The organism is Enterobacter sp. ECC-175 (genome assembly GCF_043968675.1).
GTDB lineage: Bacteria > Pseudomonadota > Gammaproteobacteria > Enterobacterales > Enterobacteriaceae > Enterobacter.
The window spans coordinates 742,422-766,290 of the sequence record NZ_CP143776.1; the positions used below are offsets into that span (position 1 = coordinate 742,422).

21 protein-coding genes are annotated in these 23,869 nt (G+C 56.9%); 9 read left to right on the plus strand and 12 right to left on the minus strand.

The window, feature by feature from the left end:
- Positions 1-186: 186 nt before the first annotated feature.
- A complete protein-coding gene (locus V1599_RS03570) occupies positions 187-1,014 on the plus strand; it encodes a protein bax (RefSeq protein WP_112011934.1) in 828 nt (275 codons plus the stop codon).
- Between the two features lie 43 nt (positions 1,015-1,057).
- Here V1599_RS03570 and xylR read toward each other — a convergent pair whose 3' ends face one another.
- The 4 genes from xylR to xylF form a co-directional block, all read right to left on the minus strand.
- Complete coding sequence (gene xylR, locus V1599_RS03575) at positions 1,058-2,236, minus strand: D-xylose utilization transcriptional activator XylR (protein WP_112011935.1); 1,179 nt, start codon at positions 2,234-2,236, stop codon at positions 1,058-1,060.
- A gap of 31 nt (positions 2,237-2,267) precedes the next feature.
- Positions 2,268-3,449: a xylose ABC transporter permease XylH gene (gene xylH, locus V1599_RS03580; RefSeq protein WP_395301035.1), complete on the minus strand. Its 1,182-nt coding sequence runs from the start codon at positions 3,447-3,449 to the stop codon at positions 2,268-2,270.
- A complete protein-coding gene (locus V1599_RS03585) occupies positions 3,427-4,968 on the minus strand; it encodes a xylose ABC transporter ATP-binding protein (RefSeq protein WP_395301036.1) in 1,542 nt (513 codons plus the stop codon). The genes xylH and V1599_RS03585 overlap by 23 nt, the downstream gene beginning before the upstream one ends.
- Before the next feature lie 72 nt (positions 4,969-5,040).
- Positions 5,041-6,033, minus strand: a complete 993-nt coding sequence (xylF, locus tag V1599_RS03590; protein WP_112011938.1) for a D-xylose ABC transporter substrate-binding protein — start codon at positions 6,031-6,033, stop codon at positions 5,041-5,043.
- A 371-nt stretch (positions 6,034-6,404) separates the two neighbouring features.
- On the opposite strand from xylF, the gene xylA reads away from it, so the two are divergent.
- A complete protein-coding gene (gene xylA, locus V1599_RS03595) occupies positions 6,405-7,727 on the plus strand; it encodes a xylose isomerase (RefSeq protein ID WP_112011967.1) in 1,323 nt (440 codons plus the stop codon).
- 60 nt (positions 7,728-7,787) lie between these two features.
- Entirely contained in the window at positions 7,788-9,242 is a 1,455-nt protein-coding gene (gene xylB, locus V1599_RS03600; RefSeq protein WP_395301037.1) for a xylulokinase, read from the plus strand.
- A gap of 54 nt (positions 9,243-9,296) precedes the next feature.
- On the opposite strand, the gene V1599_RS03605 is transcribed toward xylB, so the two are convergent.
- Positions 9,297-10,292 carry an acyltransferase gene (locus tag V1599_RS03605; protein ID WP_395301038.1) on the minus strand — a complete coding sequence of 332 codons (996 nt, stop codon included), beginning with the start codon at positions 10,290-10,292 and terminating at the stop codon, positions 9,297-9,299.
- Between the two features lie 202 nt (positions 10,293-10,494).
- Between V1599_RS03605 and V1599_RS03610 the strand changes: the two genes are divergently transcribed.
- The 4 genes from V1599_RS03610 to V1599_RS03625 all read left to right on the plus strand — a co-directional run bounded on the left by V1599_RS03610 (position 10,495) and on the right by V1599_RS03625 (position 15,806).
- Positions 10,495-10,782, plus strand: coding sequence for a YsaB family lipoprotein (locus V1599_RS03610; protein WP_395301555.1), 288 nt, complete (start codon positions 10,495-10,497; stop codon positions 10,780-10,782).
- A gap of 161 nt (positions 10,783-10,943) precedes the next feature.
- Positions 10,944-11,855 carry a glycine--tRNA ligase subunit alpha gene (gene glyQ / locus V1599_RS03615; RefSeq protein WP_003860141.1) on the plus strand — a complete coding sequence of 304 codons (912 nt, stop codon included), beginning with the start codon at positions 10,944-10,946 and terminating at the stop codon, positions 11,853-11,855.
- A 9-nt stretch (positions 11,856-11,864) separates the two neighbouring features.
- Positions 11,865-13,934 carry a glycine--tRNA ligase subunit beta gene (gene glyS / locus V1599_RS03620; protein WP_395301039.1) on the plus strand — a complete coding sequence of 690 codons (2,070 nt, stop codon included), beginning with the start codon at positions 11,865-11,867 and terminating at the stop codon, positions 13,932-13,934.
- Positions 13,935-14,186: 252 nt separating this feature from the next.
- Positions 14,187-15,806: an ABC-F family ATP-binding cassette domain-containing protein gene (locus V1599_RS03625; protein ID WP_395301040.1), complete on the plus strand. Its 1,620-nt coding sequence runs from the start codon at positions 14,187-14,189 to the stop codon at positions 15,804-15,806.
- A gap of 41 nt (positions 15,807-15,847) precedes the next feature.
- Here V1599_RS03625 and V1599_RS03630 read toward each other — a convergent pair whose 3' ends face one another.
- Positions 15,848-16,135: an HTH-type transcriptional regulator gene (locus V1599_RS03630; protein WP_112011944.1), complete on the minus strand. Its 288-nt coding sequence runs from the start codon at positions 16,133-16,135 to the stop codon at positions 15,848-15,850.
- Positions 16,136-16,467: 332 nt separating this feature from the next.
- Here V1599_RS03630 and V1599_RS03635 point away from each other — a divergent pair, with 332 nt between their 5' ends.
- Positions 16,468-17,178, plus strand: coding sequence for a DUF3053 domain-containing protein (locus tag V1599_RS03635; RefSeq protein ID WP_112011945.1), 711 nt, complete (start codon positions 16,468-16,470; stop codon positions 17,176-17,178).
- A 245-nt stretch (positions 17,179-17,423) separates the two neighbouring features.
- Positions 17,424-17,636 carry an RNA chaperone/antiterminator CspA gene (gene cspA, locus V1599_RS03640; RefSeq protein WP_003860775.1) on the plus strand — a complete coding sequence of 71 codons (213 nt, stop codon included), beginning with the start codon at positions 17,424-17,426 and terminating at the stop codon, positions 17,634-17,636.
- 58 nt (positions 17,637-17,694) lie between these two features.
- On the opposite strand, the gene ghrB is transcribed toward cspA, so the two are convergent.
- The 6 genes from ghrB to V1599_RS03670 form a co-directional block, all read right to left on the minus strand.
- Positions 17,695-18,669 carry a glyoxylate/hydroxypyruvate reductase GhrB gene (gene ghrB / locus V1599_RS03645; RefSeq protein WP_395301041.1) on the minus strand — a complete coding sequence of 325 codons (975 nt, stop codon included), beginning with the start codon at positions 18,667-18,669 and terminating at the stop codon, positions 17,695-17,697.
- 26 nt (positions 18,670-18,695) lie between these two features.
- Complete coding sequence (locus V1599_RS03650; RefSeq protein ID WP_112011947.1) at positions 18,696-19,976, minus strand: MFS transporter; 1,281 nt, start codon at positions 19,974-19,976, stop codon at positions 18,696-18,698.
- Between the two features lie 170 nt (positions 19,977-20,146).
- Positions 20,147-21,085: a sugar kinase gene (locus V1599_RS03655; protein WP_395301042.1), complete on the minus strand. Its 939-nt coding sequence runs from the start codon at positions 21,083-21,085 to the stop codon at positions 20,147-20,149.
- 3 nt (positions 21,086-21,088) lie between these two features.
- Positions 21,089-21,838 (minus strand): sugar phosphate isomerase/epimerase, encoded by a 750-nt coding sequence (locus V1599_RS03660; protein WP_112011949.1) that lies wholly within the window; start codon positions 21,836-21,838, stop codon positions 21,089-21,091.
- Positions 21,839-21,941: 103 nt separating this feature from the next.
- A complete protein-coding gene (locus V1599_RS03665) occupies positions 21,942-22,958 on the minus strand; it encodes a LacI family DNA-binding transcriptional regulator (protein ID WP_395301043.1) in 1,017 nt (338 codons plus the stop codon).
- Between the two features lie 186 nt (positions 22,959-23,144).
- A complete protein-coding gene (locus V1599_RS03670) occupies positions 23,145-23,807 on the minus strand; it encodes an OmpA family lipoprotein (RefSeq protein ID WP_112011951.1) in 663 nt (220 codons plus the stop codon).
- Positions 23,808-23,869 lie beyond the last annotated feature (62 nt).

A 23,869-nucleotide genomic window follows, 5' to 3' on the forward strand; every position in this document is an offset into this window, starting at 1 on the left:
TGCGATATCGCACACAATTTTTTAGATTTGGCGTTTTAATGAGCACGTTTGAGATGACATGGTTTCGGATTTGGACTATTTCTAAACGTGCTCTTGCAGTCTATTTTTGGTATGATTTGAGATTCCGCTCTCAATTTCGAGAAAAAAATAAGGTGTTGGAATGAATAAATCCAGCCAGGAGACCTAATGATATCGACTCCCATTCGACGATATGGGGCTTCGATACTCATGTTACTCACCCTTGCATTTTCGGGTGGGGTGCTTGCGAAGACGCACACGGATACAACGAGTAAGAAAGCCCACGTCATAAAGACGACGAGTAAAAGTAAGGTTAGCAGTAAACAAGAGTATTCTCGCAATAGTGCAAAGAGTAGTTCACTTCCTGATTTGCGAAAATACCCTTCCGGGACACCACGAAAAAAAGCGTTTCTCCGGACGGTAATGCCTTATATAACAAGTCAAAATGCTGCGATTACGGCAGATCGTAACTGGCTAATTTCCAAGCAGTACGATAGCCGCTGGTCGCCGTCCGAACGTAAGCGTCTGCAGAATATCGCCAAACGCTATAAGGTGAGCTGGAACGGTAACACCCGCCGTGTGCCGTGGAACTCGCTGCTTGAACGCGTGGATATTATTCCCGGCAGCATGGTCGCCACGATGGCAGCCGCAGAAAGCGGCTGGGGAACCTCTAAGCTTGCGCGAAACAACAACAACCTTTTCGGCATGAAGTGCATGAAAGGCCGTTGTACCAATGCGCCAGGTAAAGTGAAAGGCTATTCCCAGTTTGAATCGGTGAAGGATTCAGTTAACGCCTATGTGGTTAATCTGAATACGCACCCAGCCTACTCTTCTTTCCGCAAGTCGCGCGCGCAGCTGCGTAAAGCGGATCAGGAAGTTACTGCAAGCACCATGATTCACAAGCTGAAAGGGTATTCCACGCAGGGACAACGCTATAACAACTATTTGTTTGCGATGTACCAGGATAACCAGCGCTTAATTGCCGCGCACATGTAGTTCAAATAAAAAAACGCCTTCCTCATGGAAGGCGTTTTCTTTTCTAAATCAATACTTCACTGTGACGTTCCCGATACTCTTTTGGCGTAGTGTCGTACTCTTTCCTGAATACCGAGTAAAAGTATTGCAGCGAGGGGTAGCCGCACATCTGTGAAATTTCATTAATTGAGAGCGACGTAGAAATTAACAGGCTCCGCGCTTTCTCCAGCTTTTCAGCGTGAATGACCGCGTGAATAGTTTCGCCCACCTCTTCCTTAAAGCGCTTCTCAAGATTGGAGCGTGAAATGCCTACCGAATCCAGCACCTGATCGACCTTAATGCCCTTGCAGGCATTGTTGCGAATGTAGTGCATAGCCTGAATTACCGCCGGGTCGCTTAACGAGCGGTAGTCCGTAGAGCGTCGCTCCACCACGCGAACGGGCGGAACCAGCAGGCGCTGAAGCGGTAATGCCTCGTTATCTAACAGTCTGTGAAGCAGCTTGGCGGCCTGGTAGCCCATCTGGCGCGTGCCCTGCGCCACGGAAGAGAGCGCGACGCGCGACAGATAGCGCGTGAGCTCTTCGTTATCAATGCCGATCACGCAGAGTTTTTCCGGAACCGGGATATGCAGATGTTCGCAGACCTGCAGCACGTGGCGCGCCCTGGCGTCGGTGACGGCGATAATCCCGGTTTGCGGCGGCAGCGTTTGCAGCCAGTCCGCCAGCCGGTTTTGCGCGTGCTGCCAGTTTTCGGGCGCCGTCTCCAGCCCCTGATACACCACGCCGCGGTACTTCTCCTGCGCGACGATCTGGCAAAACGCATGTTCGCGCTCTACCGCCCAGCGCTTGCCGCTCGACGCCGGCAGGCCGTAAAACGCAAAGCGATGCACGCCTTTCTCTTTTAAGTGCAAAAAGGCGCTCTCGACCAGCGCATGATTGTCGGTGGCGATGTAGTGAACGGGCGGGTAGTTCTCGGGAGCGTGGTAAGAGCCGCCAACGCCCACGATAGGGACGTCGACATCCTTCAGCAGTTGCTCAATAACGGGGTCGTCATAGTCCGCAATGACCCCGTCGCCCAGCCAGTCTTTTATGTTCTCAAGACGCATGCGGAAATCTTCTTCAATAAAGATATCCCACTCGGATTGCGACGCCTGCAAATATTCCCCAACGCCCTCCACAACCTGACGGTCATAGGCTTTGTTGGCATTGAATAACAACGTTATGCGGTGACGCTTTTCAAACATGGCCTGTTTCCCAAATAAGAGGAGGTTGTGTTCACGCCCGTCGCTTGGTCGCAGAATCCATCCACACGGCGAGCAGCAGAATGGCTCCCTTGACGATATACTGCCAAAACGTCGGGACGTCCATCATACTCATTCCGTTATCCAGCGACGCCATAATAAATGCGCCCATCACCGCACCAGCCACGCTGCCCACGCCGCCTGCGAGGCTGGTTCCACCGATCACACACGCCGCGATAGCATCCAGTTCCGCAATGTTACCCGCAGACGGTGAACCCGCCCCCAGGCGCGAGCTGAGGATCAGCCCCGCGATGGCAACCATCAGGCCGTTGATGGCAAAGACCGCCAGCTTGGTGCGTTCCACGTTGATGCCTGACAGCCGAGCGGCTTCGATATTGCCGCCGATGGCGTAAATACGGCGCCCAAAGGCCGTGCGCGTGGCCATAAACATGCCGCCCAGCAGCAGGAGCGCGAGCAGCAGCACCGGCGTCGGCACGCCGCGATAGTCGTTCAGCAGCCAGATGGCGCCCAGCACGATAACGGCGGTGAGCGCCTGGCGGCCAACGGCGGAGGTTGATGCCGAAGACGCTAAGCCCAGCGCCTGTCGGCGCATGCGCCCGCGCCACTGCCACGCAACGAAGGCCATCAGCCCGATAACCCCGAGCGTAAAGCCAACGCCGTCAGAGAGATAGCTCTGCCCAATCTGCGACATGGCGGCGCTGGTGGGGGAAACCGTGGTGCCGTTGGTAATCCCGATTAATATGCCGCGAAACGCCAGCATTCCCGCCAGGGTGACGATGAACGACGGCACCTTGCGATAGGCTACCCACCAGCCGTTCCACGCGCCGAGCAGCAATCCAAGGACCAGCGTAACGGCAATGGTCAGAGGCAGCGGCCAGCCAAGCCATACGTCGAATATCGCGGCCACGCCGCCGAGCAGGCCCATCATCGACCCCACCGAGAGGTCAATCTCCGCAGAGATAATGACGAAAACCATCCCCACGGCCAGAATGCCGGTGATCGCGGTCTGGCGCAGCAGGTTAGAGACGTTGCGGGCGCTCAGATACGAGCCGTCCGTCATCCAGGTGAAAAACAGCATGATGACGATGATGGCGGCAATCATCACGAAAACCTGCAGGTTTAGCGCTTTAAGTCCCGAAAACGCGCCGGGCGTCGGGACAGCGGCTTTGATATCAGACGGGTTGCTTTTCGACATGGCGTTCGCTCCTTAATGCGGCTTCCATGACCTTTTCCTGGGTCAGGCCCTGGTTGGTCAGGTTGGCTTTTAGCTTGCCTTCGTGCATGACCAAAATACGGTCGCTCAGGCCCAGCACTTCGGGTAATTCAGACGAGATAACAATGACGGCAATCCCCTGCTGCACAAGCTGGTTAATCAGCTTGTAGATTTCGTATTTCGCGCCGATATCAATTCCGCGCGTCGGCTCATCCAGAATCAGAATACGTGGATTTAAAAGCAGGCAGCGCGCCAGAATGGCCTTCTGCTGATTGCCGCCGCTCAGACGTCCGATGGCCAGCTCCGGAGAAGAGGTTTTCACCTTCAGTCGTGCGAGTGAATCCAGGATGCACCGCTGCTCGGCCGCATCGTCCAGGCTGCTCAGCCTGCCGGTGAACTGATTAAGCGCGGCCAGCGTAACGTTCTTGCCCACCGCCATGACGGGCACGATGCCGTCTTTTTTTCTGTCCTCCGGTACCATGGCAAGACCGTGCGCAATGGCCTGCTGGCAGTTGCTGATTTTTACCGGCTGACCGTCGATATAAACGGTGCCTTCCCAGCGTCCCGGCCAGACGCCGAACAGGCACTGTACGGCTTCGGTACGTCCGGCACCGACCAGGCCTGCGATGCCAAGGATCTCGCCGCGATGAAGTGAGAAAGAGACGTTATTGACGCGTTTAATATGGCGATTAACCGGATGCCACGCGGTCAGGTTTTCTACGCGCAGCACCTCTTCGCCCACTGCGTGTGGTTCGTTCGGATAAAGCGCGGTCAGCTCGCGTCCGACCATCATGGTGATGATGTCATCTTCGCTCATGCCCGCGGCTTCGCGCGTGCCGATGTGCTGCCCGTCGCGGATCACGCAGATGGTGTCAGATATGGCCTTCACTTCGTTAAGCTTGTGCGAAATATAGATGCAGGCGATACCGTGGTTTTGCAGATCGCGGATGATGTTAAGCAGAACGGCGGTTTCCTGCTCGGTGAGCGAGGCGGTCGGCTCATCGAGGATCAGCAGACGCACCTGTTTATTTAGCGCTTTAGCGATTTCAACCAGCTGCTGCTGGCCGAGGCCGAGATCGCCCACGCGGGTGTCGGGGGAAATAGCAAGGCTGACCTGCGCCAGCAGCTTTTCGCAGCGCAGCGTCATGGTGTCGTAATCGAGCACGCCGTGGCGTGAAATTTCAGCACCGAGGAAAATATTCTCCAGAACGGTGAGGTGTTTCACCAGCGCCAGCTCCTGGTGAATAATGGCGATACCTTTGCGTTCGGTATCGCGGATGTGCGAAGCCTGAATCACTTCGCCAGCAAAAACGATTTCACCGTCATAGCTGCCGTAAGGGTAAATGCCGCACAGCACCTTCATCAGCGTCGATTTACCGGAACCATTTTCACCGCATAACGATACCACTTCGCCGGGGTTCAGGCGCAGGCTCACGTTATCGACGGCTTTCACCGCGCCAAAGGCTTTGGTGATACTTTTCATTTCAAGTAAATAAGGCATAACTGCTCCACGTGACCGAAGGAAAATACCGGGCTGGTCGATGCGCCCCCGCTCTGCAGGGGCGGCGCTGGATTACAGTTCACTCTTTTTATGGAAACCGTCTTTAATCACGGTGGCGTCAATGTTCTCTTTATTGACTTCAATCGGGGTAAGCAGGCGAGCCGGAACGTCCTTCAGGCCGTTATTAAGGGTGGAATCCGCTTTAGGCTGCTGGCCATTTCCCAGCTCGACGGCGATTTCCGCAGCCGTATTGGCAAGCTCGGTAATCGGCTTATACACCGTCATGGTCTGCGTGCCTGCGATAATGCGCTTCACGCCCGCGAGGTCGGCATCCTGACCTGATATCGCCACTTTCCCCGCAAGGCCTTGTGCGCTGAGCGCCTGAATGGCACCGCCAGCTGTCGCATCGTTAGAGGCCACGACGGCATCGATTTTGTTATTGTTGGCGGTCAGCGCGTTTTCCATAATTTTCAGCGCATTTTCCGGCAGCCAGCCGTCTGCCCACTGATCGCCGACCACCTTAATTTTTCCGTCGTCGATATACGGCTTAAGCACTTTCATCTGGCCTTCACGGAACAATTTAGCGTTGTTATCCACCGGGGAGCCGCCCATCAGGAAATAATTTCCCTGAGGAACCTTGTCGATCAGGCTTTTAGCCTGAAGCTCACCGACTTTTTCATTATCAAAGGAAATATAAAAATCGATATCGGCATTATTAATCATGCGATCGTAAGCCAGAACTTTTATTCCTTCCTGTTTGGCTTCTTTTACAACGTTACTGAGCACCTGGCCGTTGTAAGGGATAATGACCAGCACGTCGACGCCGCGGTTGATCATATTTTCAATTTGCGACATTTGCGTTTCTTCGTTGCCGTTCGCTGACTGTACAAAGACCTGGGCGCCAAGGGATTCCGCTTTTTTAACAAAAATATCGCGATCTTTTTGCCAGCGTTCCAGGCGAAGGTCGTCAATCGCCATGCCGATTTTGACCTCTTTAGCGTGACCGGCAAAGCTTGCAAGCAGGAGAGTCGTGCAGAGCGTAAGGGTTAAGTTCTTTATCTTCATAATTATTGTGCCTTTTTGTAGGGGGATGTGTTGCTGAGATAAAAGAAACATTTACTGCTGAGACGCAGCAAATTTTTAACGTGGAAAGGCCCGCTGGCAATTACAGATTTTTATCTTCTCGTTACGATATTTGGTTTATTTCTCAATTTATGACCGCGATCGGATTTTAAAATGCGTAATGTACTAATTACATTTGATTCTGGAATAAGCCCCGAGAAAAAGTTTTCTCGCACATTATTTTGCGAGCCAGCGCACAGTTGTGCATTCTCTCAATAGCAGTGTGAAATAACGTAATTGAGCAAGCTGGAATGTCTATTCACTATTACTCCAGTATCGACTACCCGCCGCATCTCTTGATTATGGAGCTCAATATGCAAGCTTATTTCGACCAACTCGATCGCGTTCGTTATGAAGGCCCGAAAACGACCAATCCCTTAGCCTTCCGTCATTACAACCCGGATGAGCGGGTGCTGGGTAAACGCATGGAAGACCATCTGCGCTTCGCCGCCTGTTACTGGCATACCTTCTGCTGGAACGGTGCGGATATGTTCGGTGTTGGCGCTTTCGATCGTCCGTGGCAGCAGCCGGGTGAGGCCATTGAGCTGGCGAAGCGGAAAGCGGATGTGGCGTTTGAATTTTTCCACAAGCTGAACGTGCCGTACTACTGCTTCCACGATGTGGATGTCTCACCGGAAGGCGCATCGCTGAAAGAGTACCTGAATAACTTTGCCCAGATGGTGGACGTGCTGGCGGCAAAACAGCAGGAAAGCGGCGTGAAGCTGCTGTGGGGGACTGCAAACTGTTTTACCAACCCGCGCTATGGCGCAGGGGCGGCAACCAATCCGGACCCGGAAGTGTTCAGCTGGGCGGCCACGCAGGTGGTGACGGCGATGAACGCAACGCACCAGCTGGGCGGCGAAAACTATGTCCTGTGGGGCGGCCGTGAAGGGTATGAAACCCTGCTGAACACCGACCTGCGCCAGGAGCGCGAGCAGATTGGCCGCTTTATGCAGATGGTGGTCGACCATAAGCACAAAATCGGCTTCCGCGGCACATTGCTGATTGAACCGAAGCCGCAGGAGCCAACCAAACATCAATATGACTATGACGTGGCGACCGTTTACGGCTTCCTGAAGCAGTTTGGCCTGGAAAAAGAGATCAAGGTGAACATTGAGGCTAACCATGCGACGCTGGCGGGCCACTCGTTCCACCATGAAATCGCCTCTGCTATCGCGTTAGGGATCTTCGGTTCGGTTGACGCAAACCGCGGTGACCCGCAGCTGGGCTGGGATACCGACCAGTTCCCGAACAGCGTGGAAGAGAACGCGCTGGTGATGTACGAAATCATCAAAGCGGGCGGCTTTACCACCGGCGGGCTTAACTTTGATGCCAAAGTGCGTCGCCAGAGCACCGATAAATACGATCTGTTCTACGGCCACATTGGCGCAATGGATACCATGGCGCTGGCGCTGAAGGTGGCTGCCCGTATGATTGAAGACGGCGAGCTGGATAAGCGCGTTGCGAAGCGCTACGGCGGCTGGAACAGTGAGCTGGGCCAGCAAATTTTGAAAGGCCAGTTATCCCTTGCCGAGATCGCGAAGTACGCTGAACAGCATCAGCTTGCGCCGCAGCACCAGAGCGGGCATCAGGAACTGCTGGAGAACCTGGTCAACCACTACCTGTTCGATAAATAACAGCATGTAGGCCCGGTTAGCGCAGCGCCACCGGGCATTTTCAGTTAAGGAATCCACGCTATGTACATCGGGATCGATCTTGGCACATCTGGCGTTAAGGTCATTTTGTTAAGCGAGCAGGGTGAGGTGTTAGCCACGCAGGCAGAAAAGCTGCAGGTTTCGCGCCCGCATCCGCTTTGGTCAGAACAAGACCCTGAGCAATGGTGGCAGGCGACGGACCGCGCAATGAAAGCGTTAGGCGAGCAGCACGGCCTGCGGGACGTAAAGGCGCTGGGCATCGCTGGGCAAATGCACGGCGCAACGCTGCTGGACGACCAGCATCGCGTGCTGCGCCCGGCTATCCTGTGGAACGACGGCCGCTGCGCGCAAGAGTGCGCCATCCTTGAGGCGAGCGTACCGAACTCGCGTGATATTACCGGCAACCTGATGATGCCCGGCTTCACGGCGCCTAAACTTCTGTGGGTGCAGCGCCACGAACCGGAGGTTTTCCGGCAGGTTGCAAAGGTGCTGCTGCCAAAAGATTATCTGCGTTTTCGCATGACGGGCGATTTCGCCAGCGATATGTCTGACGCGGCGGGCACGATGTGGCTCGACGTAGCGAAGCGCGACTGGAGCGAGGCGATGCTGGAAGCATGCCAGCTGACCCGCGACCATATGACTACGCTTTTCGAAGGCAGCGAGATAACGGGGACGCTACAGCCATCCATTGCTGAACGCTGGAATATGCCCGCCGTGCCGGTGGTGGCGGGTGGTGGCGATAACGCTGCGGGGGCGGTTGGCGTAGGCATGGTTGAGTCCGGTCAGGCGATGCTTTCGCTCGGGACCTCCGGGGTTTACTTCGCGGTGAGCGATGGTTATCGCAGCAATCCTGAAAGCGCAGTACACAGTTTCTGCCATGCGCTGCCGGGCAAATGGCACCTGATGTCGGTGATGCTGAGTGCGGCATCGTGCCTTGACTGGGCGGCGAAGCTTACCGGCATGGACGATGTTCCGGCGCTTATCGCCGCGGCACAGCATGCGGATGAAGGTGCGGGTGCCGTCTGGTTTTTACCTTACCTTTCCGGCGAGCGCACGCCGCATAACAACCCGGAGGCAAAAGGCGTGTTCTTTGGCTTAACGCACCAGCACGGTCCGGCGGAGCTGGCGCGTGCGGTGCTTGAAGGTGTGGGATATGCGCTGGCAGACGGTATGGACGTGGTGCATGACTGCGGCCTGAAGCCGTCCAGCATCACGCTGATTGGCGGCGGCGCGCGAAGCCCGTACTGGCGGCAGATGCTGGCGGATATTAGCGGCCTGCAGCTTGATTACCGCACCGGCGGCGACGTGGGGCCAGCGCTTGGCGCGGCGCGGCTGGCGCAGATCGCAATGAACCCTGATAAACCGTTGCGCTCGCTTTTGCCGCAGTTACCGCTTGAACAGCAGCACACTCCTGACGCGAAAAATCATGCTCGCTACGCAGAAAGACGTGTTGTTTTCCGCAACGTTTATCAGCAGCTTTTGCCGCTGATGTCATAAATATCCGCCGGGTGGCGCTGCGCTTACCCGGCCTACAACGCCCCGTTCCACTGGCTAGCTTACAAACCTGCGCGTATCGATTTTTTGCAGCAGCATCGACAGCAGCAGGCTGACGGCCAGCGTAGCGGTGAAAATCCAGACGATATCCAGCGCGGGCCAGCTTTTCAGCTCCACCCCTCGCGTGCGTAGCGCGTGGATCACCAGCGCATGAAAACCATAAATGCCCAGAGAGTGGCGTGAGACGAACGCCAGTACCGGAAGAGGGCGCTCGTTCAGCGTATTTTTTACCAGCGTCAGCAGCGACACGGCGCAGATAAAGACCATCGGGCCGCAATAGAGATACCAGGTATCGGCAAAGTTGCCGCGCCACTGCAGCTCGTGCAGCGTCCCACGCGATATGACCACCACGGCGAGGACACATAGCGCTCCGCACAGCCAGTTCATCCCGCGCCTGCGGGTGTCCATCATGCCGATCGCACGCCCCAGCATGCCGTAGAGGATGTAGTAAAAGGTATCGCCATTGATGTAGAGATTTACCGGCAGCCACTCAAAGCCGTCTATTTTCTGCGAAACGGTATTGGGGTTAGCCACGATGCCAATCACCACCATCAGCGCCAGCAGCATCTTGCCGCTAACGTTTTTTACCTGGATCAGAGGCGAAACCAGATAAATAACGAGTATGGCGAAGAAGAACCACAGGTGGTAGAACACCGGCTTTTGCAGAAGATTTTTAAGGCTTAACTCGGCGTTGATTGAGGTGAACAGGATGATGTAAAGCAGCGCGACGGCGCTGTAGAACGCCAGGCATGACGCAATGCGAATGAAGTGTTTTGGCCGGGCGCTACGTTCGCCAAAAAAAAGAAAGCCTGAAATCATAAAGAACAGCGGCACGCTCACGCGGGAGGCAGAGTTAAGAATATTCGCGATGTCCCAGTTAACAGGGCTGATGCTGTGGGCGTTAGTGACATACCAGGTCGTGGTATGGATCATCACCACCATCAGGCACGCGATGCCCCGCAGGTTATCAATCCAGCTAATTTTTGACTGCATCAGTTCCTCTGTATTCCTTGTAAAAACAGTGTGACCACCAGAGTGCGTAAGCTTTCCGTTAGAAAAATCTGACTTTTGTTGCGTAAACTTGCACGGAAGCAATGAGATTCGCAGAATGCCAAACCGTAATCTATAAAAGCAGTGATATTAAAAATAACAGCCACAGGCCAGGGCGGTAATAAAAATGATGATCAAGCGCGTGATGACGCTCGCTCTGCTGCTTACGCTTGCAGGATGCAGTGGTTCGCCAGAAGCACTTGTGCAAAAAGCGCAGCAGGGCAAAATTAGCCCGGAACGTTCACTGAATATGGAATCACTCTGCAAGGACCAGGCCGCACGCCGCTATAACTCGGACGTGCAGAAGATTACCGTCACCGGCCTGGAGCGCTATCAGGGAAGCTATGAGATGCGGGGCAATACTGCGCGTAAAGAGGGCTTTGTCTGCTCTTTTGACGCGGACGGCCAGTTTTTGCATCTCTCCATGCGCTAGCGTGCGCGCATAATCAGCGGCCAGAGCGCCTGAAGGCGCAGGCCTGCAGGCCTAATTTCCCAATTTTCCCGAAACAACCCCGTTTCGTACTGTATATCTTGCAGCCAGCGGGTATACTGGTCCCTTCCATTTAAAACCACACGTATCCAGCACGAAATACTATGCAAAAGTTTGATACCAAGACCTTTCAGGGCCTGATCCTGACCTTGCAGGATTACTGGGCTCGCCAGGGCTGCACCATTGTTCAACCATTGGACATGGAAGTTGGCGCAGGCACTTCACACCCGATGACCAGCCTGCGCGCGCTGGGGCCAGAGCCGATGGCAACGGCCTATGTGCAGCCATCCCGCCGTCCTACCGATGGCCGTTACGGCGAAAACCCGAACCGACTGCAGCACTACTATCAGTTCCAGGTGGTCATTAAGCCCTCTCCGGACAACATTCAGGAGCTGTACCTTGGGTCGCTGAAAGAGCTGGGCATGGACCCAACCATCCACGACATCCGTTTCGTGGAAGATAACTGGGAAAACCCTACGCTGGGTGCCTGGGGCCTGGGCTGGGAAGTGTGGCTGAACGGCATGGAAGTGACGCAGTTTACCTACTTCCAGCAGGTTGGCGGCCTGGAATGTAAACCGATCACCGGTGAAATCACCTACGGTCTGGAACGTCTGGCGATGTACATTCAGGGCGTAGACAGCGTTTACGACCTGGTCTGGAGCGACGGCCCGCTGGGTAAAACCACCTACGGCGACGTGTTCCATCAGAACGAAGTGGAGCAATCCACCTATAACTTCGAGTACGCGGACGTGGACTTCCTGTTCACCTGCTTCGAACAGTACGAGAAAGAAGCCCAGCAGCTGCTGGCGCTGGAGACTCCGCTGCCGCTGCCAGCCTACGAGCGTATTCTGAAGGCCGCCCACAGCTTCAACCTGCTGGACGCCCGCAAAGCCATCTCCGTGACTGAACGTCAGCGCTACATTCTGCGTATTCGTACCCTGACCAAAGCCGTTGCAGAAGCTTACTACGCGTCCCGTGAAGCCCTTGGCTTCCCGATGTGCAACCGAAACAAATAAGAGGCGGCCATGTCTGAGAAAACTTTCCTGGTGGAAATCGGCACCGAAGAGCTGCCACCAAAAGCCCTGCGCAGCCTGGCTGAATCTTTTGCTGCGAACGTGACCGCCGAGCTGGATAACGCTGGCCTGGCGCACGGTAAAATTGAATGGTTTGCTGCACCTCGCCGTCTGGCGCTGAAGGTAGCAAATCTGGCGGCATCCCAGCCGGATCGTGAAGTTGAAAAACGTGGCCCGGCGATTGCCCAGGCGTTTGACGCGGAAGGCAAGCCGAGCAAAGCGGCTGAAGGCTGGGCGCGCGGCTGCGGTATTACCGTCGATCAGGCCGAGCGTCTGACCACCGATAAAGGCGAATGGCTGCTGTATCGCGCCCATGTTAAAGGCGAAAGCGCGGAAGCGCTGCTGCCCAACATGGTTGCCACCTCGCTGGCCAAGCTGCCAATTCCTAAGCTGATGCGCTGGGGCGCGTCCGACGTGCACTTCGTGCGTCCGGTACACACCGTGACCCTGCTGCTGGGCGATACCGTCATCCCTGCCACCATCCTGGGCGTCGCGTCCGATCGCGTGATCCGCGGCCACCGCTTTATGGGCGAGCCGGAGTTCACCATCGACAACGCCGATCAGTACCCGCAGATCCTGCTGGAGCGCGGTAAGGTCATTGCCGACTACGAGCAGCGTAAAGCGAAAATCAAAGCGGACGCGGAAGAGGCGGCGCGCAAGATTGGCGGTAACGCCGACCTGAGCGAAAGCCTGCTGGAAGAAGTGACCTCTTTGGTTGAATGGCCGGTGGTGCTCACCGCGAAGTTCGAAGAGAAGTTCCTGGCCGTTCCGGCGGAAGCGCTGGTGTACACCATGAAGGGTGACCAGAAGTACTTCCCCGTCTACGCCAACGACGGCAAGCTGCTGCCGAACTTTATCTTCGTGGCAAACATCGAATCCAAAGATCCGATCCAGATTATCTCCGGTAACGAGAAGGTGGTTCGTCCACGCCTGGCGGATGCGGAATTCTTCTTCAACACCGACCGTAAAAAGCGTCTTGAAGATAACCTGCCGCGCCTGCAAACCGTACTGTTCCAGCAGCAGCTGGGCACGCTGCGCGACAAGACCGACCGTATCGCGGAGTTGTCCGGGTGGGTTGCTCGTGAAATCGGTGCGGACGTGAACCACGCAACCCGCGCGGGCCTGCTGTCCAAGTGCGACCTGATGACCAACATGGTGTTCGAATTTACCGACACCCAGGGCGTTATGGGCATGCACTACGCGCGTCACGATGGTGAAGCGGAAGACGTTGCTGTCGCTCTGAACGAACAATATCAGCCGCGCTTTGCGGGTGACGATCTGCCGTCTAACCCGGTGGCCTGCGCCGTGGCGATTGCCGACAAAATGGACACCCTGGCGGGTATTTTCGGCATCGGCCAGCATCCAAAAGGCGATAAAGACCCGTTTGCGCTGCGTCGTGCCGCGCTGGGCGTGCTGCGTATCATCGTTGAGAAGAACCTCAACCTCGATCTGCAAACCCTGACCGAAGAAGCGGTGCGTCTGTACGGCGACAAGCTGACCAACGCGAAAGTAGTGGATGACGTTATCGACTTCATGCTCGGTCGTTTCCGCGCCTGGTATCAGGACGAAGGCTACACCGTCGATACCATTCAGGCGGTGCTGGCGCGCCGTCCGACGCGCCCGGCAGATTTCGACGCGCGTATGAAGGCGGTGTCCCACTTCCGCACGCTGGAAGCGTCATCTGCGCTGGCGGCGGCCAACAAGCGCGTATCCAACATTCTGGCGAAATCCGACGAGACGCTCAACGAGCGCGTGAACGCCGCGACGCTGAAAGAGCCGGAAGAGATCGCCCTCGCCATGCAGGTTGTGGTGCTGCGCGACAAGCTGGAACCGCTTTTTGCTGAAGGTCGCTATCAGGAAGCGCTGGTGGAGCTGGCCGAGCTGCGCGAGCCGGTGGATGCCTTCTTCGAGAAGGTTATGGTCAACGTAGAAGACAAAGAGCTGCGCGTTAACCGCCTGACGATGCTTGAAAAACTGCGCGAGCTGTTCCTGCGCGTAGCGGATATTTCGCTGCTGCAGTAATGCGCCTGCTGCCCGGCGGCGCTGCGCTTGCACGGGCCAATTCATGCTCAAAACCCGCTTCGGCGGGTTTTTTTATGGCGCGCTGCTGAAAAATTAACCTTGTAACGGTCAGCAATATACCGCTATCCTTACTCCGTTAACTTTCTCCTCAGGAGCGCCCCCCAAAATGAACAAACACGACTGATGAATTTCGATCCTTGCTAAACGCGACCGCGTCGGCAGGGGATGTTTTGATTTCATTCAGGAGTGCTTATGGCTCATTTTGCGCAGTCCCCTTCTTTTATCTTGCATCAGGTCACCTGTCAGTTTGCGACGGGCGATACCCTTTTTGGCCCGCTGAATCTCGCGCTGGAGTCCTCCCTTTGCGGGCTGGTGGGGCGTAACGGCAGCGGAAAAACGCGGCTTTTGCGCCTGCTCGCGGGGATAGACGCGCCCGCCAGCGGCCATATTGAGCGTTTTGGCTCGGTTGCCTACGTGGCGCAACAGCACGATATTTCCCCGCACGCCACGCTGGCGGAACTCCTCGGCTTTTCCGATATTTTCGCCGCAAGAGAGCGCATCGATAGCGGCAATTACCAGCCTGAAGATCTGGATAGCCTCGACGGACGCTGGGATGTAGCCGAGCGACTGTGCGAGGCCTTTGTCGATGCAAAGCTTCCGCCTTTTGAACCGAACAGGCCTGCCGCAGAGCTCAGCGGCGGCGAGCGCATCCGCGCGCTGCTTTGCGGGGCGTTTACCGCAGGTGCAGATTATCTGCTGCTGGATGAACCGACCAACCACCTCGATCGGCAGGGCCGGGCATGGTTTTACGACCAGCTTGGCCGTTATCAGGGCGGCGCGCTGGTGGCCTCCCACGATCGTGAGCTGCTCTCCCGGGTGCCGCGCATTCTTGAGCTCAGCGCCGCAGGCCTGCGCAGCTACGGAGGCGATTACGCGGCCTACCAGCGCCAGCGTGATGCCGAGCAGCAGGCCGCCCGCTCGGCCCTGGAGCACGCGGCGACGGAGCGGAAACGCACCCGCGCGCGTATGCAAAAAGAGCATGACGACAGCCAGAGGCGCTCGGCAAAAACGCTGCGCACCGTCGATACGCTCAATATCGCCTCGTTCGAGCGGGTCAAATACAAAGGCGCGGCAAAGGAGCGCATCGGTGCCTGGAAAAAGCAGCATAGCGATCAAAACGAGGCGCTGAATGCCGCGGTAAACAAGGCGCGCGAGCGGGTGGAGGAGGATAGCCCGGTCATGTTTACCCTCCCAGGCAGCCGCATTGCCGAAGGAAAACAGGTGCTGGTGCTTGAGGATCTGGTACTGCCGCATGTGACTATCCCGCCTCTTAGCTGGCGAATGGATGGCCCCATGCGCGTGGCGCTGCGCGGACCGAACGGCTGCGGGAAATCCACCCTGTTGAGAGCGATCCTGGGAACAGAGCCTGCTGTCTCGGGTGCCTGCCAGCGGTCGGTGGCGTGCGCGTATCTCGATCAGCATCTGTCGCAGCTGGATCTTTCCCTGTCGGTGATGGCGCACCTCAACCTGAACAATACGCCGCTGGAAGCGGGCGCGCTGCGCACCCGTCTGGCGCAGCTTCAGCTGGGGGCGGATAAAGTGACGCTCCCGCTGGCCGAGCTGAGCGGCGGTGAACGCCTGAAGGCCGCGCTTGCCTGTGCGCTGTGGCGAGAAGAGGCGGCACGGCTTTTATTGCTGGATGAACCCACGAACCATCTTGATTTGGCATCCGTTCAGGCGATCGAGGCGGCGCTCGCCGAGTTTCCCGGCGCGCTGCTGGTCGTATCACATGATGAGGCTTTCCTGAAAGGGCTCGGGCTGACGCATGAGCTGGTATGGGGAGAAAACGGCTGGCGTTGTGAAAGCCTTTAACACACAAACCCCCGCAACGGCGGGGGCGGAAACAAACTTTTTTACGCTATCTGCTTGCTGAGGGCAGGGTTCGCCTGAATCAGACTCATCAGCTTTAACTCGGTTGGTGTGGGCTTTTCGCGTTTCGATTCCCACTCCAGCACCATCGCCACGCTGACGCCCATGGCTCTGGCGAATTCATCCGTTTTGAGTCCAGACCCTTTGCGTAATCGCTCAAATTCGGTAAAGGGATTGGACTTCTGTTGCAGAGTAATCGTCTGCGGGACATCTTTAAAAATAATCTGTTCCAGGCTGCTCAGCAGCTCAAACTCAGGATCTTTTAATTCCATTGAGAACTCCTCTTAAATCACACTGCGGGATCGTGAACAATAGAGAGCCTGTTAAGAATAGTCTCTGGAACAAACATCGGATCGTCACGGGTGTGATTAATCGTGCGGTAATGAATGCCTTAAGCGTTTCAGCTCTCGGAAGGGGAAGGCTAATGCTCTGATTACGCATAAAACACTTAGCCAGCGTATTTTTTTGTAAATAGTCAGAAATAAAACGGCAATAGCCGTTTTGCGTGAAAAGGGTATCTTGCAGCGCTGACCTGGACTATTCTTGTAAGCCGTCAGGCACGCGTGTGCCGGTGTGCGCTTTTTTGGGTGAAAGGAGTAATAAAATGGCGACAGGAAAGTCCTGCTCTCGCTGGTTTGCGCCTATTGCGGCGTTGTTGATGGTAGTTAGCCTGAGTGGGTGTTTCGATAAAGAAGGCGATCAGCGCAAAGCGTTTATCGATTTTCTGCAGAATACCGTGATGCGCAGCGGCGAGCGTTTGCCAACGCTGACTGCGGATCAGAAAAAACAGTTTGGACCCTTCGTCTCTGATTACGCGATCCTTTACGGCTATTCGCAGCAGGTGAGCCAGGCGATGGATTCCGGCATTCGTCCGGTAGTGGATAGCGTTAACGCGATTCGTATGCCGCAGGATTACATGACCCAGCGCGAGCCGCTGCGTCAGTCTAACGGCGCGCTCGGCGTGTTGAGCCAGCAGCTGCAAAACGCAAAAATGCAGGCTGATGCGTCCCGCTCCGCGCTGAAGCAGGGCGACGATCTCAAGCCGGTCTTCGATAAAGTGTATGAGAAAGTGGTAATCAAACCGTCTGACGCCCTGCAGCCGCTGATCCCGGCCGCGCAGATTTTCACTCAGCAGCTGGTGCAGGTGGGTGATTTTATTTCTCAGCAGGGTACGCAGGTAAGCTTTGTCTCTAACGGCATCCAGTTCCCGACTTCCCAGCAGGCAAGCGAATACAACAGCCTGATTGGGCCGCTGGCCTCCCAGCACCAGGCCTTCAGCCAGGCGTGGAGTGCGGCGGTCGCCGCGACGGAATAAGTGCAAAACCCCGCTTCAGGCGGGGTTTTTTTATCATTGATCAAAATAACGCTTGTCATTCATCTACCACATCGGTATAACTATCCCCGTCGGTTTGTTACACAGACCTAAAGCAGTTTAGTTAAGCAGTCCAGATTGTTATCCATAGATACCCTTCGTAGTGACCCTTCCTTCATCGCTTAAAAATCTGTAACGCAATCCATCAAGCCGGAAGGCACAATATATTTGTTAATAAGGTAATTTCTATGTCTGCTAAAATGACTGGTCTGGTAAAATGGTTCAACGCTGATAAAGGTTTCGGCTTCATCACTCCTGACGATGGCTCTAAAGATGTGTTCGTACACTTCTCTGCTATCCAGAACGATGGCTACAAATCTCTGGACGAAGGTCAGAAAGTGTCCTTCACCATCGAAAGCGGCGCTAAAGGCCCAGCAGCTGGTAACGTTGTAAGCCTGTAAGCTTCCAACCCAGTAGCACAAAATTCAAAAACCCGCCTTCTGGCGGGTTTTTTCGTTTCTAGCCCTGAACCTGCGGGTTCACACAGTTTTTCTCCACCCTTCCGCCCAGCGCGGCGATCAGGTTATCCACGGCGGTGGCCGCCATGTTGTAGCGCGTCTCATGGGTTGCCGAACCGATGTGCGGCAGCGCGACCACGTTGGGCAGGCTGAGCAGCGGCGAATCGACGGGCAGCGGCTCCTGCTCAAATACGTCCAGACCGGCCGCGTGGATGTCACCCTTCTGCAGCGCCTCAATCAGTGCCTTTTCATCTACCACCGGGCCGCGGCCTGCGTTAATGAAAATGGCCGATTTTTTCATCTTCTCGAATGCCGGCTTGCCAATCAGATGATGCGTTTCGTCCGTGAGCGGCAGGATAAGGCAAACGTAGTCCGATTCCTGTAACAGGGTGTCCAGCTCGCAGTAGCGGGCGTTGAAACGCTCTTCCGCTTCGCCGTGGTGGCGACGTGCGTTGTACAGAATCGGCATGTTGAAGCCGAAATGGGCGCGCTGCGCTAACGCCAGGCCTATGCGGCCCATGCCGACAATCCCCAGCGTTTTGCCGTGAACGTCTACGCCGAACCAGTCCGGTCCAATGCTTTTGGTCCATTCACCGGCCTTAACGCGCTCTGCCACTTCAACCACGCGGCGGGCCGTTGCGAGGACGAGCGCCATCAGCGTGTCGGCCACGGTTTCCGTCAGGGCGTGCGGCGTATGCATCAGCAGGATCTTACGCGCGTTGAGCGCATCCACGTCGAAGTTGTCATATCCCACGGAGACCGTAGAGGTTGCACGAAGCTTCGGCATTTTCTCCAGCAGCGCGGCATCCACCTTCTCGCTTGAGCCCAGCAGCCCTTCGGCGATGGCGAACGCGTCCACATGCTGTGCCACCGTCTCCGGGCTGAGGTTTTTCACCTGCGTCACGGTGAAATGGTCTTCCAGGCGTTTATGCAGATCGTCTGGCAGTGCTTTATACAAAATGACGGACGGCTTCATGCTAATCTCCGTGAATGTTGAAAATGTCAGGCGTGGCGTGCGCCGACGGGCAATTGCTGATTATTAGCAGGCTTCACAATCAGAGTTAGCCATACTGAGGCGAAAAGCGCCACCCCCATGAAAATGTACGAGGCCGACGGGCTGCCGGTGGCGCCGTTCAGATAGCCGACAAACCAGGAGCCGAAGAACGAGCCGAGCGCGCCCATGCTGTTGATCAGCGCCATTGCGCCGCCCGCTACATTGCGCGGCAGCATCTCCGGAATGATGGCGAAGAAGGGACCGTAGGGGGCGTACATTGCCGCGCCGGCGATCACCAGCAGGGTATAAGAGGCCCAGAAGTGATTCGCGCCGACGGCCCAGGAGCCGATAAAGGCAAAGGCGGCAATCAGCAGCAGCGGCCAGACGAACAGCTTGCGGTTTTGCAGCGTGTCCGATGCCCAGGAGGCGATAATCATAGCAACGGTAGCGGCCAGATAGGGTACGGAAGAGAGCCAGCCCACTTCCACCATGCCGAGGTTTTCCCCGCCGCTGCGGATAATGGACGGCAGCCACAGCACGAAGCCATACACGCCGATGCTCCAGGTAAAATACTGCGCGCAGAGTAAAATCACGTTGCGGGAGCGGAAGGCCTCGCCATAGTTACGCACCGCCTTCAGCCCCTGCTGTTCTTTATCCAGCTGCGCCTGAAGCGCGGCTTTTTCATCTTCCGAGAGCCATTTCGCCTGTGCAGGCTTATCTTTCACCAGCACCCACCAGCAGAAGGCCCAAATCACCGCCGGCACGCCCTCAATAATGAACATTTCGCGCCAGCCGAAGGACTGGATAAGGTAGCCGGAAACGACCGACATCCACAGCACGGTGACCGGGTTCCCGAGGATCAGGAAGGTGTTGGCGCGTGAACGTTCGGACTTCGTGAACCAGTTGCTGATGTAGATCAGCATGGCGGGCATGACCGCCGCCTCCACCACGCCGAGAATGAAGCGAATGGCGGCCAGCGCAGGAATGTTGTTGACCACGCCGGTCAACGACGCGCAGCCGCCCCATAAAATCAGGCAGATAAAGATCAGCTTGCGTACGCTTCGGCGTTCCGCATAGATCGCGCCGGGGATCTGGAAGAAGAAGTAGCCCAGGAAGAAGAGGGCGCCCAGCAGCGAAGAGACGCCTTTGGTGATCCCCAGATCCTCGGTGATCCCCGCGGCGGATGCAAAGCTGAAGTTGGCACGATCGAGATACGCCAGGCTGTACGTGATAAACACGATAGGCATGATGTACCACCAGCGTTTTACTGCATTGGTCGAACTGTTCATAGGCTTGCCTCTGTTGTTGAGGTTGTTACCGCCGTTGTCTGTAGGGTACACGGTGGTTTGTTTTGTTGAGTGCGATTTATGCCCCCCTCACCCCGGCCCTCTCCCCAAAGGGGAGAGGATGTCGCAAGTTCCCTCTCCCCTTTGGGGAGAGGGTTAGGGTGAGGGGAAATTTAGATGCCGAGCTCTGCTCGTGTCGGCAACCCTTCGCTGTCGCCCTGAACCTGAATGGCCAGCGATCCGATTTTGTTGCCTCGCGCGACGGCGTCCCGCAATGATTTTCCTTCCAGCAGGGCGCTCACCACGCCGACGGCGAATCCGTCGCCTGCGCCCACGGTGTCGACCACGTTCTCCACTTTTACGGCGGCGACGGCGCCTTGCTCGCCGTCTGCGGTTTTGAACCACGCGCCGTCTGCTCCGGTTTTCAGCACCACGGCCTTCACGCCTTTGTTCAGGTAGAAATCAGCAATGCCTTCCGGCGCCTTTTGTCCGGTCAGAATCATCCCTTCCTTCACGCCGGGCATTACCCAGTCGGCCTGGAACGCGAGGCGGTTAAGCTTTTCGATCATCTCCGCTTCGCTTTTCCACAGCACCGGGCGCAGGTTGGGGTCGAACGAGATAGTCTTGCCGTGCGCCCTCATCGTTGCGGCAGCGTGATCCAGAAGTTCATATGAGCTGGCAGAGAGAGCAGCCGCTACGCCGCTGAGGTGCAGGTGGCGCGCCGAAGCAAAATAGCCGGCGTGATAGTCGCTCACCGAGAGGTGGCTCGCCGCCGAGCCTTTACGGAAATACTCCACAATGGGATCGGTTCCATTTTCGACTTTAGATTTTAGCTGAAAGCCGGTGGGGAAGCGGGTATCAAGGGTCACGCCAGCGGCGTCGATGCCCTCTTTTTTCAGCGAGTCCAGAACGAAATGGCCAAAGCTGTCGTCGCCCACGCGGCTGACCCAGCCGACGCTCAGCCCGAGGCGCGCCAGGCCGGTGGCGACGTTAAGTTCGGCGCCCGCCACGCGCTTGATGAAGTGCTCAACCGCGCTCAGCTCGCCCGTTTCGGTAGCGACAAACATGCCCATGGCTTCGCCAATAGTGATGACATCCAGCGTCTTGTGCATGGTTTACTCCTCACGCAGCAGGTTAACGTAGCGGCGGGTGACGGCGGTTAAATCCGGCCCCTCCAGCGGAAACTCAATGCCGCGCGGCGCATCGGCAGGCAGTTGATCCAGCAGCGCCAGCCAGCGCGCGTCGGTGGCGTCCGGCGCAACGGCGCGGAAGTTATCTTTGTGCGGTACGGCGGCCTTAACGTGGATGTAGCTCACGGCGGGAGCCAGATGGCGCGCGGCCTCTTCAGGCGAATCCCCCACCCAAAGCCAGTTGCCCATGTCGAACGTCAGCGTGACGGGCAGCGCAAGGACCCGGCAGGCCGCCTGGAAGCGCTGCATCGGCGCGAGCTGGCCGCAGTCGGTCTGGTCATTTTCAACCACCAGCGCCATGCCGCTTTCGTTCAGCAGCGCGCGCAGGGCTTCAAGCGGGTGTTTATCGCGGAAATGGCCGAGTGAAACCTTCAGCCACAGGGCGTTGATCGCGCTGGCTTCTGCCAGATAGCCGGGAAGGTCCGGATTGAGCGTACCGTCGGGCATAAACAGGGCGGCAGGGGCGGAGTAACATGCCAGCAAGCCCATCAGCTCTATCGATTCACCGAGCGCGGGCAGGGCCAGCAGCTCGTCATGGCGAAACAGCTCGCGGCGGATCTCCACGCCGTCGGCACCAGCGCCAGCAATCACGGGAAGCATAGCCCGCTGGCCGCCTGCCTGTCGTACCTGGTCCGCGCCGTACGCGGCGGTGACCACCATTATTTTCCTGCTCATTGCCCGGCTCCATCACGTCATCGATAGTATTACGCTAGATGGAACCGGTTCCAAAGAAAAGGTCAGGATGTTGAATTTATGATCGGTATCACGAAGGGAAAAATTAACGCGCGGTGGAGCCGCGAACGATCAGCTCGCCGGAGAAGACCCGCTCGCGCACGGCGTCGCTGGAGCCTTCAATACGGCGAACCACCTGTTCTACAGCAGCATAGCCAATCTGCCAGGTGGGTTGTTTGAGGGTCGTAATGCCGACGCCCGCCAGCTCGGCCCATTCAAGCTCGTCAAAGCCGAGCAGGCCAATATCGCTGCCCCAGTGCAGGCCGATGCGCTTCAGGGCGCGGGCCACCTGCAGCGTCAGCGCGCCGTTGGCGGAAATCACCGCTTTGCGCATGCCGCGATGGCGGGTATGGAACTGGCGCAGGAGATTGTCGAGCTGGTCGGCTTCGTGCAGCGGGGTTTCTGCATTTTCGGCGATCACGCCGGGAAAGCGCGCCAGCGTGGCGCGAAACGCGCCCAGACGTTCGCGACGGGTATTCACCATGCCCAGCGGCTCGCTCAGAAACAGGATCGCTTCAAACCCTTGCTCGATCAGATGTTCCGTGGCGGTGGTAGCCGCCTGAACGTTATCCAGACCGACCACGTCGCAGGCAAATTCAGGGATTTTGCGGTCAATCAGCACCATCGGCAGGGAGGACTGCTGCAGGCGGTTTAGCCCCTCCTCGCGCATGCCGACCGCGTTGACCACGATGCCTTCCACCTGGTAGCTGCGCAGCAGATCGAGATAGTGCTGCTCCTGGTCGAGTTCGTTGTTGGTATTACAGACCAGCGGCGTAAAGCCTTTTTCGCGGCAGGCGGCCTCGATGCCGCTCAGGACGTTTACCGAATAGGGATTGGTGATATCGGCGATGATCAGCCCGATGAGGCGGGTGCGGCCGCGCTTGAGCCCGCGCGCCATAATGCTGGGGCGGTAGTCGAGATCGGCAATGGCTTGCTCAATGCGTGCCAGCAGCGCGTCGGACAGCAGGTGCTTCTCGCCGTTAAGATAGCGTGAAATGCTGGTTTTTCCGGTTTTCGCGGCTTTCGCCACGTCGCTGATGGTGGCCCGTGCTGATTTGCGCATCGCTGATGTCCCTGAAGTAAGTGAGAACACCTTAGCGGGAAAATCTGGCGAATCAAGCATTTTGCCGGGTGGCGCTGCGCTGACGGGAGGTTGCGGTCTGATGCCCTCACCCCGGCCCTCTCCCATAGGGAGAGGGGGAAAACCAACCATTCCCTCTCCATTGTCACGGGGAGAGGGGAAATACGGTTACTGGATAGGGCTTAACGTAATCTCTACGCGACGGTTCTGCGCCTTGCCTTCCGTCGTGCTGTTGCTGGCGATTGGATTTGCCGGACCCATACCGCGGGTGCGGATGCGGCTTGCGTCAACGCCCTGCGTAATCAGCGAGCTGGCAACGGAATCCGCGCGCTGCTGCGACAGACGCATGTTCAGATCCTGGCTGCCGGTGCTGTCGGTATAGCCCATCACGTTGACGGCGGTCTTGCTGTACTCTTTCAGTACCATCGCCACGCCGGTCAGGGTGTTTGCTCCGGCAGGCTTCAGGGTTGCGCTGCTGCTGTCGAAGGTCACGTTGTTTGGCATGTTAAGGATGATGTTGTCCCCGCTGCGCGTCACGCTCACGCCGGTGCCTTTCATCTTGTCACGCAGTTTTGCTTCCTGCACGTCCATGTAATAGCCGACGCCGCCGCCCAGGGCCGCACCTGCCGCCGCGCCAATCAGCGCGCCTTTGCCGCGATCTTTCTTAGAAGAGGAGAGGGCGCCAACGCCTGCACCGACCAGTGAACCAAGACCTGCGCCGATGCCGGATTTCCCCGCTTCGCGCTCGCCGGTGTAAGGGTTTGTTGTGCAGCCTGAAACAGCCAGGGCACCGCTCACCAGAGCGGCAATGACGAGTACACGTTTTTTCATCTTATTTCCTTAATCCTTTTTATTCTTTGCCACGACGCACGTGGCAGTTGATTATGACGTCC

Excerpts from the sequence above, each read along its gene's own strand:
- V1599_RS03570 (WP_112011934.1), top strand. The coding sequence starts at position 187 with ATGATATCGACTCCCATTCGACGATATGGGGCTTCGATACTCATGTTA.
- xylR (WP_112011935.1), bottom strand. The coding sequence starts at position 2,236 with ATGTTTGAAAAGCGTCACCGCATAACGTTGTTATTCAATGCCAACAAA.
- xylH (WP_395301035.1), bottom strand. The coding sequence starts at position 3,449 with ATGTCGAAAAGCAACCCGTCTGATATCAAAGCCGCTGTCCCGACGCCC.
- V1599_RS03585 (WP_395301036.1), bottom strand. The coding sequence starts at position 4,968 with ATGCCTTATTTACTTGAAATGAAAAGTATCACCAAAGCCTTTGGCGCG.
- xylF (WP_112011938.1), bottom strand. The coding sequence starts at position 6,033 with ATGAAGATAAAGAACTTAACCCTTACGCTCTGCACGACTCTCCTGCTT.
- xylA (WP_112011967.1), top strand. The coding sequence starts at position 6,405 with ATGCAAGCTTATTTCGACCAACTCGATCGCGTTCGTTATGAAGGCCCG.
- xylB (WP_395301037.1), top strand. The coding sequence starts at position 7,788 with ATGTACATCGGGATCGATCTTGGCACATCTGGCGTTAAGGTCATTTTG.
- V1599_RS03605 (WP_395301038.1), bottom strand. The coding sequence starts at position 10,292 with ATGCAGTCAAAAATTAGCTGGATTGATAACCTGCGGGGCATCGCGTGC.
- V1599_RS03610 (WP_395301555.1), top strand. The coding sequence starts at position 10,495 with ATGACGCTCGCTCTGCTGCTTACGCTTGCAGGATGCAGTGGTTCGCCA.
- glyQ (WP_003860141.1), top strand. The coding sequence starts at position 10,944 with ATGCAAAAGTTTGATACCAAGACCTTTCAGGGCCTGATCCTGACCTTG.
- glyS (WP_395301039.1), top strand. The coding sequence starts at position 11,865 with ATGTCTGAGAAAACTTTCCTGGTGGAAATCGGCACCGAAGAGCTGCCA.
- V1599_RS03625 (WP_395301040.1), top strand. The coding sequence starts at position 14,187 with ATGGCTCATTTTGCGCAGTCCCCTTCTTTTATCTTGCATCAGGTCACC.
- V1599_RS03630 (WP_112011944.1), bottom strand. The coding sequence starts at position 16,135 with ATGGAATTAAAAGATCCTGAGTTTGAGCTGCTGAGCAGCCTGGAACAG.
- V1599_RS03635 (WP_112011945.1), top strand. The coding sequence starts at position 16,468 with ATGGCGACAGGAAAGTCCTGCTCTCGCTGGTTTGCGCCTATTGCGGCG.
- cspA (WP_003860775.1), top strand. The coding sequence starts at position 17,424 with ATGTCTGCTAAAATGACTGGTCTGGTAAAATGGTTCAACGCTGATAAA.
- ghrB (WP_395301041.1), bottom strand. The coding sequence starts at position 18,669 with ATGAAGCCGTCCGTCATTTTGTATAAAGCACTGCCAGACGATCTGCAT.
- V1599_RS03650 (WP_112011947.1), bottom strand. The coding sequence starts at position 19,976 with ATGAACAGTTCGACCAATGCAGTAAAACGCTGGTGGTACATCATGCCT.
- V1599_RS03655 (WP_395301042.1), bottom strand. The coding sequence starts at position 21,085 with ATGCACAAGACGCTGGATGTCATCACTATTGGCGAAGCCATGGGCATG.
- V1599_RS03660 (WP_112011949.1), bottom strand. The coding sequence starts at position 21,838 with ATGAGCAGGAAAATAATGGTGGTCACCGCCGCGTACGGCGCGGACCAG.
- V1599_RS03665 (WP_395301043.1), bottom strand. The coding sequence starts at position 22,958 with ATGCGCAAATCAGCACGGGCCACCATCAGCGACGTGGCGAAAGCCGCG.
- V1599_RS03670 (WP_112011951.1), bottom strand. The coding sequence starts at position 23,807 with ATGAAAAAACGTGTACTCGTCATTGCCGCTCTGGTGAGCGGTGCCCTG.